The 14,668-nt window shown below is 47.5% G+C and carries 18 protein-coding genes and 1 riboswitch; of the genes, 7 read left to right on the forward strand and 11 right to left on the reverse strand.

The window, feature by feature from the left end; genetic code table 11:
• Positions 1-2 precede the first annotated feature (2 nt).
• Positions 3-923: a MoxR family ATPase gene (locus tag GVY43_RS10365; RefSeq protein ID WP_012727616.1), complete on the reverse strand. Its 921-nt coding sequence runs from the start codon at positions 921-923 to the stop codon at positions 3-5.
• A gap of 93 nt (positions 924-1,016) precedes the next feature.
• Between GVY43_RS10365 and GVY43_RS10370 the strand changes: the two genes are divergently transcribed.
• Both GVY43_RS10370 and GVY43_RS10375 read left to right on the forward strand, forming a co-directional pair.
• Positions 1,017-1,709, forward strand: a complete 693-nt coding sequence (locus GVY43_RS10370) for a hypothetical protein (RefSeq protein ID WP_159563129.1) — start codon at positions 1,017-1,019, stop codon at positions 1,707-1,709.
• A 73-nt stretch (positions 1,710-1,782) separates the two neighbouring features.
• Positions 1,783-2,523 (forward strand): hypothetical protein, encoded by a 741-nt coding sequence (locus tag GVY43_RS10375; RefSeq protein WP_159563130.1) that lies wholly within the window; start codon positions 1,783-1,785, stop codon positions 2,521-2,523.
• Here the strand turns inward: GVY43_RS10375 and GVY43_RS10380 are convergent.
• Entirely contained in the window at positions 2,520-3,479 is a 960-nt protein-coding gene (locus GVY43_RS10380) for an aminoglycoside phosphotransferase family protein (protein WP_159563131.1), read from the reverse strand. The two genes, GVY43_RS10375 and GVY43_RS10380, sit on opposite strands and share 4 nt — an antisense overlap.
• Before the next feature lie 39 nt (positions 3,480-3,518).
• A riboswitch (TPP riboswitch) is annotated at positions 3,519-3,617 on the forward strand.
• A gap of 66 nt (positions 3,618-3,683) precedes the next feature.
• Between GVY43_RS10380 and thiW the strand changes: the two genes are divergently transcribed.
• Both thiW and GVY43_RS10390 read left to right on the forward strand, forming a co-directional pair.
• Positions 3,684-4,169 (forward strand): energy coupling factor transporter S component ThiW, encoded by a 486-nt coding sequence (thiW, locus tag GVY43_RS10385; protein WP_159563132.1) that lies wholly within the window; start codon positions 3,684-3,686, stop codon positions 4,167-4,169.
• 59 nt (positions 4,170-4,228) lie between these two features.
• Complete coding sequence (locus GVY43_RS10390; RefSeq protein ID WP_031421897.1) at positions 4,229-4,492, forward strand: hypothetical protein; 264 nt, start codon at positions 4,229-4,231, stop codon at positions 4,490-4,492.
• Here GVY43_RS10390 and GVY43_RS10395 read toward each other — a convergent pair.
• Positions 4,487-4,963: a GNAT family N-acetyltransferase gene (locus tag GVY43_RS10395; RefSeq protein WP_159563133.1), complete on the reverse strand. Its 477-nt coding sequence runs from the start codon at positions 4,961-4,963 to the stop codon at positions 4,487-4,489. The two genes, GVY43_RS10390 and GVY43_RS10395, sit on opposite strands and share 6 nt — an antisense overlap.
• A 117-nt stretch (positions 4,964-5,080) precedes the next feature.
• Between GVY43_RS10395 and GVY43_RS10400 the strand changes: the two genes are divergently transcribed.
• Complete coding sequence (locus GVY43_RS10400; protein WP_159563134.1) at positions 5,081-5,503, forward strand: VOC family protein; 423 nt, start codon at positions 5,081-5,083, stop codon at positions 5,501-5,503.
• Positions 5,503-5,901, forward strand: a complete 399-nt coding sequence (locus GVY43_RS10405) for a VOC family protein (protein ID WP_159563135.1) — start codon at positions 5,503-5,505, stop codon at positions 5,899-5,901. Before GVY43_RS10400 ends, GVY43_RS10405 begins: the two co-directional genes overlap by 1 nt.
• A gap of 118 nt (positions 5,902-6,019) precedes the next feature.
• Here GVY43_RS10405 and GVY43_RS10410 read toward each other — a convergent pair whose 3' ends face one another.
• Together GVY43_RS10410 and GVY43_RS10415 are read right to left on the reverse strand one after the other, a co-directional pair.
• Positions 6,020-6,487, reverse strand: coding sequence for a hypothetical protein (locus GVY43_RS10410; protein ID WP_159563136.1), 468 nt, complete (start codon positions 6,485-6,487; stop codon positions 6,020-6,022).
• A 3-nt stretch (positions 6,488-6,490) separates the two neighbouring features.
• Positions 6,491-6,682, reverse strand: a complete 192-nt coding sequence (locus GVY43_RS10415) for a helix-turn-helix transcriptional regulator (RefSeq protein WP_159563137.1) — start codon at positions 6,680-6,682, stop codon at positions 6,491-6,493.
• 177 nt (positions 6,683-6,859) lie between these two features.
• Between GVY43_RS10415 and GVY43_RS10420 the strand changes: the two genes are divergently transcribed.
• Complete coding sequence (locus tag GVY43_RS10420; protein WP_159563138.1) at positions 6,860-8,674, forward strand: LTA synthase family protein; 1,815 nt, start codon at positions 6,860-6,862, stop codon at positions 8,672-8,674.
• A gap of 35 nt (positions 8,675-8,709) precedes the next feature.
• On the opposite strand, the gene GVY43_RS10425 is transcribed toward GVY43_RS10420, so the two are convergent.
• From GVY43_RS10425 to GVY43_RS10450, 6 genes are all read right to left on the reverse strand, one after another.
• A complete protein-coding gene (locus tag GVY43_RS10425) occupies positions 8,710-9,594 on the reverse strand; it encodes a VOC family protein (RefSeq protein WP_159563139.1) in 885 nt (294 codons plus the stop codon).
• 14 nt (positions 9,595-9,608) lie between these two features.
• Entirely contained in the window at positions 9,609-9,893 is a 285-nt protein-coding gene (locus GVY43_RS10430; RefSeq protein WP_159563140.1) for a putative quinol monooxygenase, read from the reverse strand.
• 103 nt (positions 9,894-9,996) lie between these two features.
• The gene (locus GVY43_RS10435) at positions 9,997-12,651 is read right to left on the reverse strand and encodes an MMPL family transporter (protein ID WP_012727628.1); all 2,655 of its coding nucleotides are present in this window, start codon (positions 12,649-12,651) and stop codon (positions 9,997-9,999) included.
• A gap of 3 nt (positions 12,652-12,654) precedes the next feature.
• Positions 12,655-13,098 (reverse strand): MarR family winged helix-turn-helix transcriptional regulator, encoded by a 444-nt coding sequence (locus tag GVY43_RS10440; protein WP_159563141.1) that lies wholly within the window; start codon positions 13,096-13,098, stop codon positions 12,655-12,657.
• Positions 13,099-13,182: 84 nt separating this feature from the next.
• Positions 13,183-13,689 carry a GNAT family N-acetyltransferase gene (locus tag GVY43_RS10445; RefSeq protein WP_159563142.1) on the reverse strand — a complete coding sequence of 169 codons (507 nt, stop codon included), beginning with the start codon at positions 13,687-13,689 and terminating at the stop codon, positions 13,183-13,185.
• 19 nt (positions 13,690-13,708) lie between these two features.
• Positions 13,709-14,665 (reverse strand): NAD(P)/FAD-dependent oxidoreductase, encoded by a 957-nt coding sequence (locus GVY43_RS10450; protein WP_159563143.1) that lies wholly within the window; start codon positions 14,663-14,665, stop codon positions 13,709-13,711.
• Positions 14,666-14,668 lie beyond the last annotated feature (3 nt).

A 14,668-nucleotide genomic window follows, 5' to 3' on the forward strand; every position in this document is an offset into this window, starting at 1 on the left:
CTTCAGCCCTCTACCGGCACAGAGACGGTGTCTAAGATGTAACGGATAATGTCCTGTTTCGTCGATTTGATGCCTCCTTCAAGCGTCAACGTCAAACGATGGGACAAGACATAAGGTGCCACGGCTTTCACATCTTCCGGAATGACGTACAATCGATCGTTCAGATAGGCATAACTTTGAGACGCTCGCATGAGCGCGATGGCTCCACGTGGACTGACACCGACCTCGACGGATGCATGTTCCCGGGTCGCGTGAACGAGCCCGAGTAAGTAATCGAGGACATCATCTTGAATCGATACTTGCTTCACTTCCTCCTGAGCACGGCGTAACTCGTCTAACGTCGCAACCGCCTCTACGGTTTTCCTCGTTTGGCGCATCACTTGTAAGAGGAGTTCTCTCTCTTCCGCAACATCAGGATAACCGACTGGAATCGAAATCAAGAAGCGATCGAGTTGGGCATCCGGTAAGGGGAACGTCCCCGCTGATTCAATCGGGTTTTGCGTCGCGATGACGAAAAATGGTTTCGGCATCGGATATGTCTCTCCCCCGATGGAAACTTGTCGTTCTTCCATCGCCTCAAGCAAGGCGGACTGCGTTCGTGGAACCGCTCGGTTAATTTCATCAATCAAGACGATGTTCGCAAAGATTGGTCCTTGGCGATGATCGAACGTCTGCGTCTGCATGTTGAAATAGTCTGCTCCGATCACATCAGACGGTAACAAGTCGGCCGTGAATTGAATCCGGGAAAACACCCCGTCGAAGCTGGCCGCAATTGTTTTGGCAAGTAACGTTTTTCCCGTGCCTGGCACATCTTCTAATAGAATATGTCCTTCCGCGAGTAACGCCGTACAACAGAGGCGTACGACATCCTCTTTTCCTAAATACACTTCGTTCAACTGTTTGATGACCTGCTCCATGCCCATATGACGACCTCCATTTTTTGTCTTAATCAAACTTTACCTTTTTATGGTAAGATAAACAACAAATAGTCTGAAAATTCAAAAGGAGGTACCCTCTTGCGCTGGACGAACAAGTTTCTTCTCATGATTGTCGCCACACTCCTCGGCACCTTTACGATAATGGTGATTGCGACGAGTGTATTCGAGTGGCTCTATAACCCGGAAACGATACCGGTCGAGGAAAGTCATAGTCTTCCAACTGATCTCCTATCGGATGAGGATGATGGAATTTTAATTGGTGAATCCAAAGCAGATTACCCGTTTGAATTGGATCCTCAAAAAGGAAAACATAGCTTTTTTGAGAGAATCACGGGATCTGGAGAATCAACACGACGAAATCTCGGACTATTCGTCGCTTTGATCGCATTCTGTTGCTTCAGTTTCTATGTCTATCGAAAACGAAAACGGCATTTGACGAACGCACGAGATGATGATGATTCAAGCATAGACCCGCTTGTAGAATCGCTACAACACAAGAACGCCTCGTCCGTTTCAACGCTCACAGCGTTCACGAACGTCCCGATTCGCGATGCACTGATCACATTCAACCAATCTCTCGTACCAGTCAAGCGATTGCGTGCTCATGAGACATTGCAAGAGTGGTTCCAACGCATCGATTTACCGATGAACCCGTCCGTTTATCATGCGGTTCGCTACGGCACCTCTTCAGGTGTGACGATTTCTGAAGAAGATACACTTCACTTCAAGAGAACACTCGATACCTACGCGACACGTCCTCACCCCGAGTGAGAATGTGCACAGGTTCTGCTTTTTCATCATGAATGATAAAATGGTGGAAAATGTCAGTTAAGGGGATGGAAACATGAGACGATGGGCGATATTCGGATTAAGTGCACTTTTACTCACGGGTTGTACAGATACGGTGGCAGACAATCCAACCCCAATCGAATCACCCGATGAACCCATCACCGAATGGACGCGTGAGGACTTTAAAGACGTCTATGACCAATACGAACAAACGAAACCGCTCCTTACTGCCCTTGAACAACAAGGAATCAAACCGTTTCGGGAGACGTTCGAACGGGTCATCATCGCAGGCAACGGCCTCGAGCATACGTATGCGGATATTTACCCATTCAAGCTCGATGACGGGACGTATGCTACCATTTTCGATAGTCAGGACGGAACGGTGATCAATGGTTCTGAGTCGGTCGCTCCGCTATTTTGGCAAGAGGAATCCTTCCTTCAATACGTCGAAGAGATTGAAAATCGGAAATTCGGTACAAGTGCCCCACCTACCGATGTCGTCCTCACACAGGATGAATTCCAAACGGTCTATGACCGCCATGCCTACACGTCAGCCCTCCTCGTCGAACTCGATGAAGCGGGCGTCGAACTGGCACGGGAGCCAATCGATGACGTGATCATTGCCGGGAACGGCGTGACCGAAGTCACTGCTGACTTGTTCGTATTCGATGTCGAGAGCGGGTATGCCATCGTATATGATCAGGACGGAGAAATTTTAAAAGGCCCCGAATCCATCTCACCGCTCTTTTGGAACGAGAAGGACTATGAGGACCTGTTAGCCAAGAATGAAGGTTAATACGTATCACGTTGTAACTTACGATATTCCAGCAACAACTTGAGCCATTGTGCCGGTTTGTCGCTGGAATCTTTTTTGTCCCGACGATGTGCTGTGACGTAGGTGTGCCATGAGATGGCCCGATACACGCATCCCAATTCCTCCGCAATCTTCATATGACGCTCGAGTATTTCTGTTGGCGCGACGTCTCTCCATTCTTTCAAATAAACCTTTCGTAACTCATGGATTTTCTCTATCCATAATGTATCATCCTCTTCCGGCAATAAATCGAACAAGATGTTCCAAAAAACACGCATGCTAAAGAATGGATGTGTGATTGTCGCATCTCCCCAATCGAGAATCACCGGTTGATTGCTTTCAGGCTCCCAGAAAATATTCCCTCCATGCAAATCGCCATGGTCGAGACTCATCGGTATACCACTTTCTAGTTCATCACACATCGACAGAAGTTCAGGTTTTAGTGCCAACACTTCTTCCCGCTGCACCCGCTCCAGATTTAGACTCATCTCAACGAACGTCGATTCGATTTCCTCCCTGAGAATAGACGGACGACGGTCTGGAACCCCCATTTTTAAAAGTTGCTCCGTCTCACCACTCATTCGTTGCTGTAATTTGGCATACTCTCGTAGCGCAACCTCATACTGTTCCTGATCAGGTACATCACGTAACGGGTGACCGGAAACTGTTCGCAAGATGAACCATGGATGAACCGGATGCACAGCGACTACGTCTGGCACGAGCCGAGGCAACATATGAGCAAGATATTGTGACAACATTCCTTCACTCTGACTGATTGAAGTGACCGCTTTAGCATAGACGCCATTGCCATGAACCAGATACGTCAAATCCGTATCTTTTTCTAGATGCCACGTCTCATTCGAAATATATTCATCAATCCACTGATCAAACTCATGCTTGAGATCAGTGTTTTCCCAGAAAACAGATAGTTGTTCCATATTCGTCCCCTTCCAATTTATGCTATACTCAAATCAATAAACGACCACTAGGGGAGCCTTCGGGCTGAGACGGCATTTGCCGGACCCTTTGAACCTGATCTGGCTCATACCAGCGTAGGGAAGTGGCTTGGGATACGTCTCTGTATATCCACGCCATTTTTCCGTCTGGAAACGTGGCGTTTTTATTTTGAAAGGAGACTATTCATGCGTATTCAACAACTCACTTGGATGGCAATGCTCGTCGCCATCGCCGTCGTCGGTTCGATGTTCATCTCGATTCCCACAGGTGTTGCCCGTGCTTATCCGATTCAGCATATGGTGAACGTGATCGCCGCAGTCACTGTCGGTCCAATCGGAGCCGTTCTCGTCGCTTTCGTCACCGGGCTCATTCGTATTATGACCGGCACAGGATCACTGCTCGCTTTCCCTGGTGGCATGATTGGTGCGTTTCTTGCCGGCATTTTCTTCGTTCGCACGAACCGCGTCTATGCTGCCGCTCTCGGAGAAATCATCGGGACCGGCGTCATCGCTTCGTTGATTGCCGTCCCGTACGCAAAACTGTTGATGAGTTCGACGTTCGGTGCATTTTTCTTTGTCCCGGCCTTCCTTGCCTCTAGTTTGACGGGCGCGCTTCTCGGTTGGCTCGTCTTGTCACGCGTCAAACAGTTGCGACCGAGCGTACTCAAATAAAAGCCCCTTTTTGGATTAAAATGGTAAACTATAGACAACATCTATAGAGGAGGGGTTTTATGTCTCGTTTCAATCAACTTGTAGCGGGTGGTATTTTGTTGTTTTTGTCCGGATTCTTATACACGCTCGAACGCATCGCACTCTACATACGTTGGTACGCCGAAATCTCAACCGGGAACTGGTTGGAAAAACCGACGTTTGTCGATCCATTTCTTCAAAACTGGTTCGTTACCTTGTTTCTCTTTGCCGCTATCCCCTTCTTCTTGGCAGCTATGAATGTCACGCAAAAAACAAGTCCATCCGAGAATCCGACCGACTCATGACGGTCGGTTTTTTGTATGATAGACCCAAATCGCTTCACCATTCCATTCATCGATTAAGCCGCTGTCGACAAAGCCGTTCTTCGTATAAAATCGTTTCGCGGCTTCATTCTCTTGATGGAGACTGAGGATGATATCATCCACGTCGTATTGTGTCTGGATGAATTCCACTGCCATGCGTAGGCACTTCGTTCCAATGCCTTTCCCCTGTTCGTTTTGATCAATCATGAAACGGTCGAGCCACACGTAACGTTCTGACTGGTTTTCCGCTCCGACCATCATAAAGCCAACCGGTCGCTCGCCTTCATAAAATGCAAAGCTCTGCCAATTGTATTTCGTATCCTCAATCATCTCTCGAAGGGATTCGGCATTCGTCTCGATGAATCGAGATTGTTTCTCGTCCACTGTCATGGCGATGACCGCCTCTCGATTGACTGCATCAACCGGTTGAATCGTGATTTCGTTTACTTTCATACATTCACCTCATTGATTTTCTCTCTCTCCCATACGATTTCTCCCGTAAAAAGTTTCTTCTCCCGTATCTTCGAAGGCTTGTATTCGCTACACTAACAATAAAAAGGAGGGGATCTTATGTTCCGAATCGGAAGTATCTTCATTCCCGTATCAGATGTAGAACAGTCTCTGAACTGGTATACAACTTATTTTCATGCCCAAGAAATCGGGCGCTGGGAAGGGGGCATCGGAATCTGTCTGCCAGATGGCTCAACTCAACTCGGATTGATTCAAACTACTTCAACGCAACCTGCAACATTTAAGGATGCGTCCGGACAAGCCCATGTTTATTTCAATATCATCTGTGAAGACATCCAGCTCGCGTATCAATCGTTCGAACAAGCAGGGTTAATTGCGACCCCGCTTCACGATTTCGGTGGTATGTCCTGTTTTGACGTACGAGACCCGGATGGACATACGATCAGCCTCATCTCAGAAGAATTGACTTCCCCGTTCCACCGTGATCGAGTGAAAGATTTGCAAACGAAAGGAAACAACTAATGAAACAAATCCATCATATCTGTATCCAAACACCGGATTATGCCGCATCGAAGTCATTTTACGAAGCGCTCGGTTTTGAACTCGTCCAGGAGTCGCCAAACTTCCATACGCGTGACTTCAACAGTTGGCTCAAGCTCGGTGATTTTTATATTGAGCTCCAGACTGCTAAAACGGATGAAACGTTACAAGACTACTCGAAACATGTGGCCGGTCCCGTCCATTTTGCTCTTTATGTGGATGACCTCAAAGTGGAAGTCGCACGACTCGAACAACTCGGCGTCACGTTTTTACCGAAGCACGGTGGCAACATCTACTTCGTCGTCGATGGACATTTAAGTAAATTAAAAGCACCGGAAGGAACCATCATTGAACTGCGTGATACGTTCGAGATTACATAATCAGAGCTTCACAGTTATCCAACAAAACCAGGTCCATGTTTGCATGGGACCTGGTTTTGTTATGCACTCTTAAAGACATAGACGTCCTATTTGAAGTAAAACGAATATATCACCTCGGTCATGAAAGCTCACGATTTTTTCTAAATGACCGTTGAAGTGAAATGAATTGTGCGACCAGAAGTAACCCATTTGAAAGAAGTGTCATTGCTAACAAGTCCACCCAAGAGTAAACCACTACACCCGTCACCTTTAATGCTATTGCCACTCCAGCAAACAAAACAGCAAACTTCGATGTAGAACCAATCAGTTTCCTTAGTTCCATTTTATATTCAGATTTCTCAACAATGTTTGCATACTCCATACCTGAGACAATATAACGAATCCATACATAGAGACTTAGAATTGCTATAACACTCAATAAAATATATGAAGACTCAGTGTTGAATATACCTGAAAATCTATTCAATAGAACGACTACTCCCAAAAATCCAATGAACAAAACGAAAGCCTCGGCTATAAAGTACAATATCCGCCTTTCTTTATATTCGTCATTTGGTAAAAACATTGTGACCCATGATTCTTTCATCTTTTACTCCTCCCAGAATAAATCATTTAAAGTGACGCCCAGAACCCTCGCAATGGCAATACAGAGTTTCAAAGAGGGATTATATTTATTTGATTCGATCAAACCGATTGTCTGTCTAGTCACACCGATCTCCTCTGCCAAATCGGTTTGAGTAAGATTCTTTTCTACTCGATGTTCTTTTACTCTATTTCCCATGTCTGTCTCCTAATTTAGTTGCACAATACTTAAAATGTAATATATATATTCCATTAACGCAATATATATATTACATATTTTTGATTACGAATGAATCTCCATCACACTTTCTACGTTTTCTCTGTTCATAAGAAAGGAAAGGATACAGTAACTACATCTTGAGTTAGGAGATCACTAATGAAATATCTCGATTATTGGAGCTACTTGTCACTCTCTCTGGCAAAGCTCTTCTTTTTTAGCTGGTTGACCGCGACGGCGTTCGACTTCTCGTTTTTCCTCATCAATTTGGCGACGATTTTTCTCCTGACGAGTTGGGCACTCGCCGTGTCTTATCCGATCCGCCGATGGATTTTATACGTTTCTCTGTTCCTGCATAGTACCCTGCTCGTCTCGGACGTCTGGTACTATCGCTATTTTGAAGACTTATTATCCGTCGCCTTACTGTCCGACATCGGGCAGATGGGAGATGTCGGAGGTGGCTTCTTGACGCTCATCCGCCCAATCGATGCGTTCTTCTTCATCGACCTCATCATCTACGGTTTGATTTTGCGTTATATGAAACGTCATCCTGTCCGTGAAGGGAAACGAAACGGAAGACGATTGGCGCTCGCTGGCTTCACACTCGGATTTCTTCTCTTCACAATCCCGCTCACCCTCAGTTATCAGCGTGGAGAAAAGTGGATCGCGGACGACCCCATCTCGAATATGCGTGAATACTATCATCTTGGATTTTGGGGCTATCACGCGATGGATGTCGCCCGAGGCGTCGAACGCGCTATGGGATGGAACGAAGCCCTGACAGACGAAGAGCGTTCTCAAATTCAAGCACTCTCTTATCAAGAATTAAGTGCCCCAAGTCCAGATACGAACGTTATCGTTTTACAACTCGAATCATTCCAAACATCCGTCATCGATCAACAGATTGATGGACAGGAACTGACCCCGAATTTGAACCGACTGCGACGTGACATGCTTTACTTCCCGAACGTGTATCATCAAACGCATGAAGGGCGAACGTCCGATGCGGAGTTCATCGTCAACACGTCACTTTATCCTGTCAAATCTGGTTCCGTCTATACGCGTTTCCCAGGAAATCAATTCAGCGCGCTCTCTCAATCCTTGAACGAGGTGGGCTACGATACGGCAGCCATGCATTCTTTCCGAAAAGACTTTTGGAATCGCAATGACTTTTATGACAATATCGGATTCAATCATTTCTTTAGCGACAAAGACTACCCCGACCAAGGCATCATCGGGATGGCACTCAACGACCAAGAATTCTTGAATACGTCGGTCGGATTCATGGAAGAGTTGGATGAACCATTTTACGCATTTTTAGTCGCTTTAACGAGTCATACACCGTACGATATCCCGGAAGACGAGAAGCGGTTGGACCTATCTGATATCGACGATCCCCTTCTCGAAAACTATTACCATACCGTTCATTTCGTCGATGCCGCTGTCGGTCAGTTCATCGAACGATTGAAACAAGATGGTTTCTGGGATGAGACGCTTCTCGTCATGTATGGTGACCACGATAGCGGTCTGACGGCGCCAGGAGAAGAGATGGCTACCCTCGAAGAAGTGGACTCGACGGTTGACGCGTTTCAACTTGACCGTGCTGTCCCTCTCTTCATCAAACCACCTGGACCGACGACAGGAGAAGTCATGGAGGCGAGTGGTGGACAAATCGATATCGCCCCGACGATTCTCGACTTACTTGGAATCTCTCCAGCATATATGCTTGGCGACTCCCTATTAAATGATACGTCAAATCTAACCGTCTTTCGGACGGGCGCTTTCCGATATGAAGATCATTACTATGAACCAGACTTGACCGAACGTACTGGTAACGGCACATGCTATTCCATTGAGACGGAAGAGCAAGTCGCATTCGATCGATGCGCCCCTTACATCGACCGCGCTTCCAGTCAGCTCCGGCTCTCGGATACTATCATCGAGAAGGATGCCCTCTCGCAAATGAGTCCATGAAAAAACTCCCGAGCTATTTGTCTCGGGAGTTTTGTTCAGTAAGCTTTACGCAATGTCGCGATATCAAGCTTTTTCATGGGCAGACATGCCTGTACAACCTGTTCAATCTGCTCTTGCGAACCTACCGTCATCATCTCTTCCATTTCCCACGGGATGATTTGCCAGGAGACGCCATAGCGATCTTTCAGCCAACCACACTCCTCTGCTTCCGGTACAGCCGATAGCTGCTCCCAGTACGAATCGACTTCTTCTTGCGACTCACAAAAAGCGATGAGCGACTGGGTCTCGTTAAACGAAAATGTATGATTTTCATTACTGTCCATCACGACAAATTCTCGACCGGATAAGACGAAACGAGCATAGTTGATTTTCCCGTCAAGCTCGTCCCCGTCTTCTTCGGTGTATCGTACCGTATGTCCGTCCAATACATATGAATCTTTGAAAATAGAGATCCAATCGTTCATCGCCGCCTCGGCACGACCGAACGCTTCTTTGACAAACAATAGACATGGCGTCACGAGCTGAATGTCCATCCCGCCATCATGCATGATTTGCCAGGAGACAACATAGCGGTCCTGCAACCACCCATAACGCTGACTGAAGTCGTACGTGTCTAATGGAATCAAGATATCCGCTCCGTCAGATAATCGTTCCCATAGCGCATTGATTTCTTCCGTCGTCGGAAGCGACACCATGTAGGAAATAGACGGATTCCGTTCTTGCACCGTCCCTCCCCCAAGCAACTGAAAGAATTGTCCAGCGAGCGATAGCGTCACAATCGTCGTATCGCCTGCTGGTGAACTTGAAAATCTCGTCGTATAGTCGACAAACGAATCTGGAAAGATGGATACATACCACTCGGCAATCTCTTCAACGTCCTGCTCAAACCAAATACATGGAATCACGGGTTGCGTAATCATGAGAATGTCTCCTTTCAGACTTCATGTAAACGATAGACCTCACGGACGGCGAGAAGCTCTCCGGCTTCATCACGATACGCCTGATAGTGCGACGACTGGATATGGTGATTGAGTGCATTTTCATCCTTATACTTTTCATAGAAGACAAACGTACCTGGTGCATCAATCGCCTCGTGAAGAACGTACGCGAGACATCCTTCTTCCGCACGCGACGGCGGAATCACACGGTGCAGCGCGTCACGTAACGCCTCTTCTTTTCCGGGATGGGCTTTCAAGATTGCAGTAATGACGATTTCCATACAGTATTCCTCCTTCAATAATGGACCTGCCTTTCTGTTCCCGAATCCACCACAATCTATCCCAAAAAACGGATATCTCATCATACGAGACATCCGTTTCTGCTTATGACTTTTTCTTTTGTCGGAATGGCCACCAGACACCATCGCCAAATGAAATCGTAATGGCTGGGATCAAGAGGGGTAACACAATCAAGCCATACAATAACAAACCGGTGATGACGATTGTCGCGATTTGGACGAGACTGAGCACGCCTGACGGAATCATGGCACCGAACGTCCCGGCGAGGATGACCGCGGCGGTCATAATGACGGTACCCATCTTCGTCATCGAGTGGATGAGCGCCTCACGGACCGTCTTCCCATTGATTGTCTCTTCCCGGAATCGATCTAACAAGAAGATGGAGTAGTCAATTCCAAGGGCAATCAACATGACAAAGCCAAAGAACGGAACGGCCCAGCTAATTCCGTCATAGCCGAGTCCTTCTACAAAGATCAGCTCTGTGATTGCCGCTGACGTATAGTACGTCAAGAGAAGCGAAGCAATCATATAGAGTGGCATGATCATCGAGCGGAACAGTGCTGTCAAAACGATGAACAACGTCACGAGCATGATGGCTACCGTTCGATTGAAATCATTCGTCGATGTTTCATTTAAATCGCTATTGATACTTGAGATCCCGGCATATCCGATGGTCGCATCCGCATACGGTGTTCCCGTCACGGCACGATTCATCGTCTCTTTGATTGTCTCAACGGTATCAATCGCTTCTGGCGAATACGGGTCCATCTCTAAGACGACCTCGAGCTGAGTCGCCATTCCTTCATCGAAGACATATCGTTCGACTGCAGGTGAGAACTCATCTGATGTGAGCGTCCCTTCCGGAAGATACACGCCTGTCTCCCGAAGCGCATCTGCTTCACTCAACTGTTGTAAGAACGAAACGGCTTCGCCGAGACCAGACTCAATTTGTCCTAGCCCGTCGTTCGCTTCCGCGACACCTGTCGCCAGTTGCGCTAACCCGCTACCAAGTTCACCGACCTGAGAACCTTGTGCATTTAATGCGGACGCCGCTTCGTTGATTCCTGACTCAATTTGTGTGAGACCGGCTGATACTTGACCGAGCTGTCCGACTGCGGCCGGGATGTTTTGAGTCGCTGTCAATCCTTGCCCGATGAGACCAAGTTGACCATTCAACTGATTCAGCCCCGCTGCTGCTTCTGCAAGCGGTGCCCCAGCATTGGTTGAACCGCTTGGTAGTTGTCCAACAATCCCGTTCAATCCTTGCTCAATCTCATCCAATCCAGTTTGAACATCCCCGAGACCCGTCTGCGCTTCAGACAAGCCATCGCTGACTTCACTGAGCTGCGTATCGACATAAAAATCGTCGATGACTTCACCAGTAGGACGTGTGAGCGCACGGACACCATTCACACCTTCGACTTTTTCAAGCTCACTTGCAAACTTTTCGATATAGGGAACTTCTGATTCTGTAATGGCTTGATCTTGTCTCAAAATGACTTGTACCGGAAGGGATTCCCCTTGACCGAACCCTTCTGAGATCAAATTCAGTCCACGAACCGAATCGTACCCGTCTCCAATCTCATCGACCGTATTGAACGAACGGGCATCGTCATATGTGAATAAGACAGGTACTGTAATCAACCCGACGACCAAAATCGATACGAACGGGCGATTGACCGACAATCGGCTCAAGCTAGCCCAAAGCTTGCTGTCATGATGCTCGCCTGCCTTTTTCGACGGCCAAAACAGTCGCTGTTTGAGCGTCGCCATAAAGAATGGGACGACCGTGAAGAGAATCAGCAGCAACACCGCAATCCCGACTGCGACGGCGACCGCTGATTTAAAGATTGGAAAATCAGCAAATCCGATGGCGGCAAAACCGACGAAGACCGCGAGTCCACTGATGAGGACCGTCCGTCCTGCCGTCTTGTACGTATTGACGATGGCGTCTTCGATGGCATGTCCTGCACTGAGTTCTTCTTTATAACGGCTAAGAAGCAGGATACAGTAGTCTGTCCCAATCCCGAACAAGATGGCGACAAGGAAGATCTGCGTGTAGTTGGACACCGGGAACCCGAACCAATCCACGAAGAACGCGACAAAGGATTGACTCAATAGATAAGTGAATCCGACCGCGATGAGCGGGATGAACGGGGTCACGATGGAACGGAAGACGAGAAGGAGTAATCCAAAAATCAACACGACCGTGATGATTTCTGTCTTTTTCAACCCTTCCTGTGCACTTAGATTCACATCATTGTTAATGATTTCTTCCCCGGTGATATATACTGTCTCCTCTTGCGGGAGCACGTTTTCACGGACATCATCAGCAAACGCATTGATTTCTTCCGTCGTACCTTCTACCGTGATTGGGACGAGGACGATGCGTCCGTCTTCTGAGACAAGCTGTGCCTCTGTCTCCTCGTTTTCGAACGGATCGAGAACATCTGTCACGACCGTTTCATTTTGTTTAAGTTCTTCGATGACACGCGCGACATCTGTTCGCTCCGTCTCTCCGATTGATTCAAACTCATAGACGAGGGAGATGGTCTTGTCACTCTTCCCGGCTTCATCTAAAATCGCTTGTGCGCGTTGTGAGTCCATGTCGTCCGCAAGTTGGAAGCTCCCTGCCTCTTCTGCTTGTTTCGTTAAGTTCGGTGCTGCGACAAATAATGCTGCCGTCAATACGATGAGGGAAATGAAAATTCCCCAGCGCCATTGAATGATTTTATGCATGTGTTATTCCTCCCCGATTCGGAGCAATTGCTTTATTTTTCGGAACGTCCGAACAAACTGCTCGATTTCAATTTCGTCTACTTCTCCATCGATGAGGGATTCCACATATCGATAGACGGCACCGTCCACTTCTTCGACGAGCCGTTTCCCTTCTGGGGTCAATTCAATCATTCGTTCCCGTTGATCTTGTCCTCGTCGACTCGTGACGAGTCCTTTTTCGACCAACTTTTTCAGGCGATTCGAGACCGCACTTTTATGGACACCTTGTTTTTGCGCCAATTGCCCAGCAGGAGTTGGTCCAAACTGATCGAGTAACTTCAACAGTTGGAGCTGTTCACGCGAATACTCGCGCCATACGTCTCCCTCCATCGCTTCGATGACATGTTCCGTCCCATGGAACATCACTTCTTCAAACAACTGCACCGCTTCACGCATCAATGCTTTCATTTTTAGTTTACCCCCTAAACTAGATGGTTATAGTTTATGCCCTAAACTAAATGGCGTCAAATAAAAAGACCGATAAGGAGTGCCCTATCGGTTCATAAATCTATATACAAACGTATAAAATGATAAAGTCTGCCCTTCCCATTCAACCTGTCGTACTTGATTGTTACGTGTAAAACCAGCGCGCATCAATACACATTGTGATGCGTGGTGATCGATTAGCGTCTCGGCAATCAGTTCGACATATTCCGGGAGATGGCATACGAGCAGTTGTTGGAGTGCAGAAGTAGCGTATCCACGCCCACTATAATCTTCCCCAATTCGATAACCCACCTCACCGACTCCATCTCTAATCGAATGCACATTCATACGCCCTATGATCGTGTCATTATGCCAAATCAAATAATAGCGCCCTGTACCTTCAATTTGCTCGATTAAAAGACGGTCTAACGCATGACGGAATCCCTGCGGTTCGTAGTATGTATCTCCTCGACTAGGGACAGAGCGTTCGAAGTAAGAACGGTTTTCACATTCAAATAAGTGAAGAGCTGATTGATCGTCAATACTTAACGATTTTAACTTAATCGAGTTCATATCGAAGTCTCCTTGATTTTCAACCTTCTATTGATTCTTGCACCGATTCTGCCACACGTAACCCAGACAGATAGGCACTTTCGAATCGCGTTCGTCCGGATGGATCATCAGCTTCAAGGAAGACATCCCCTGCTAAATAGATGGGATGATGGCTTACTTGATAAAACGGCTCATGCCATACATCTTTCGCTTGCGCGTAACGCCAATGTTTTAACTGCCGTGATTGGATACCGAGGTCTCCGACTTCTTCACGCACTAACCGCTCTATTTCAGCAAGTGTCTCTGCTTCCGGTCGCTCATACCACGCCTCACTCCACGCCTCTTCCATATAGACACTTACGAGTGGTGTCGCAGAGATTCCTTTTTGGCGATTATCGACGATTTTTAATACACCAGGTACCAGTTCTTGATCGAGAATACCGTCTGCTCCAATCTGTACATCACCGGCACATTCAAAAAGACCCACGAACGTCGGCGAATATACGAGACGAAGTAGCGCGGGCTTGATCTGGTCGACCAAACTCCCTAGTAGTTCGAATGACTGTGGAAGCGGTGCCGTCATCACGACTCGATCATATGAACGCGTCGTCACGTCTGTCTTGACCGTGACGGTTCCGTCTTCTTCCACTTGAACGTTCTCCACTCGTTCATTCAACTGTACGGTCAAATCTTCAGCTAAACGCTTAGCGAGGGCATTCATCCCATTAATCGCGACATAACGTGGATAAGGGTCGGCATACCAGACTTGCACCCAGTTCGCATTCATCCACGACCGCACCTCTCGTTCGAGCTCTTTTCCACGCACCGTGAAATATACCGCTCCATGGTCTGCCCGTCCGTCACCGATTCGACGCGTCGCTAAGCGTCCCCCGACGCTTCGACTCTTTTCAATCAGTTCAACGGCATGACCTTGACGCACGAGTTCACGCGCTGCGATGATTCCGCTCAGACCGGCCCCAATCATCCCAATCTTCATTCC

Source organism: Exiguobacterium sp. 8H (genome assembly GCF_902506255.1).
GTDB classification, from domain to species: Bacteria; Bacillota; Bacilli; order Exiguobacteriales; family Exiguobacteriaceae; genus Exiguobacterium; species Exiguobacterium profundum.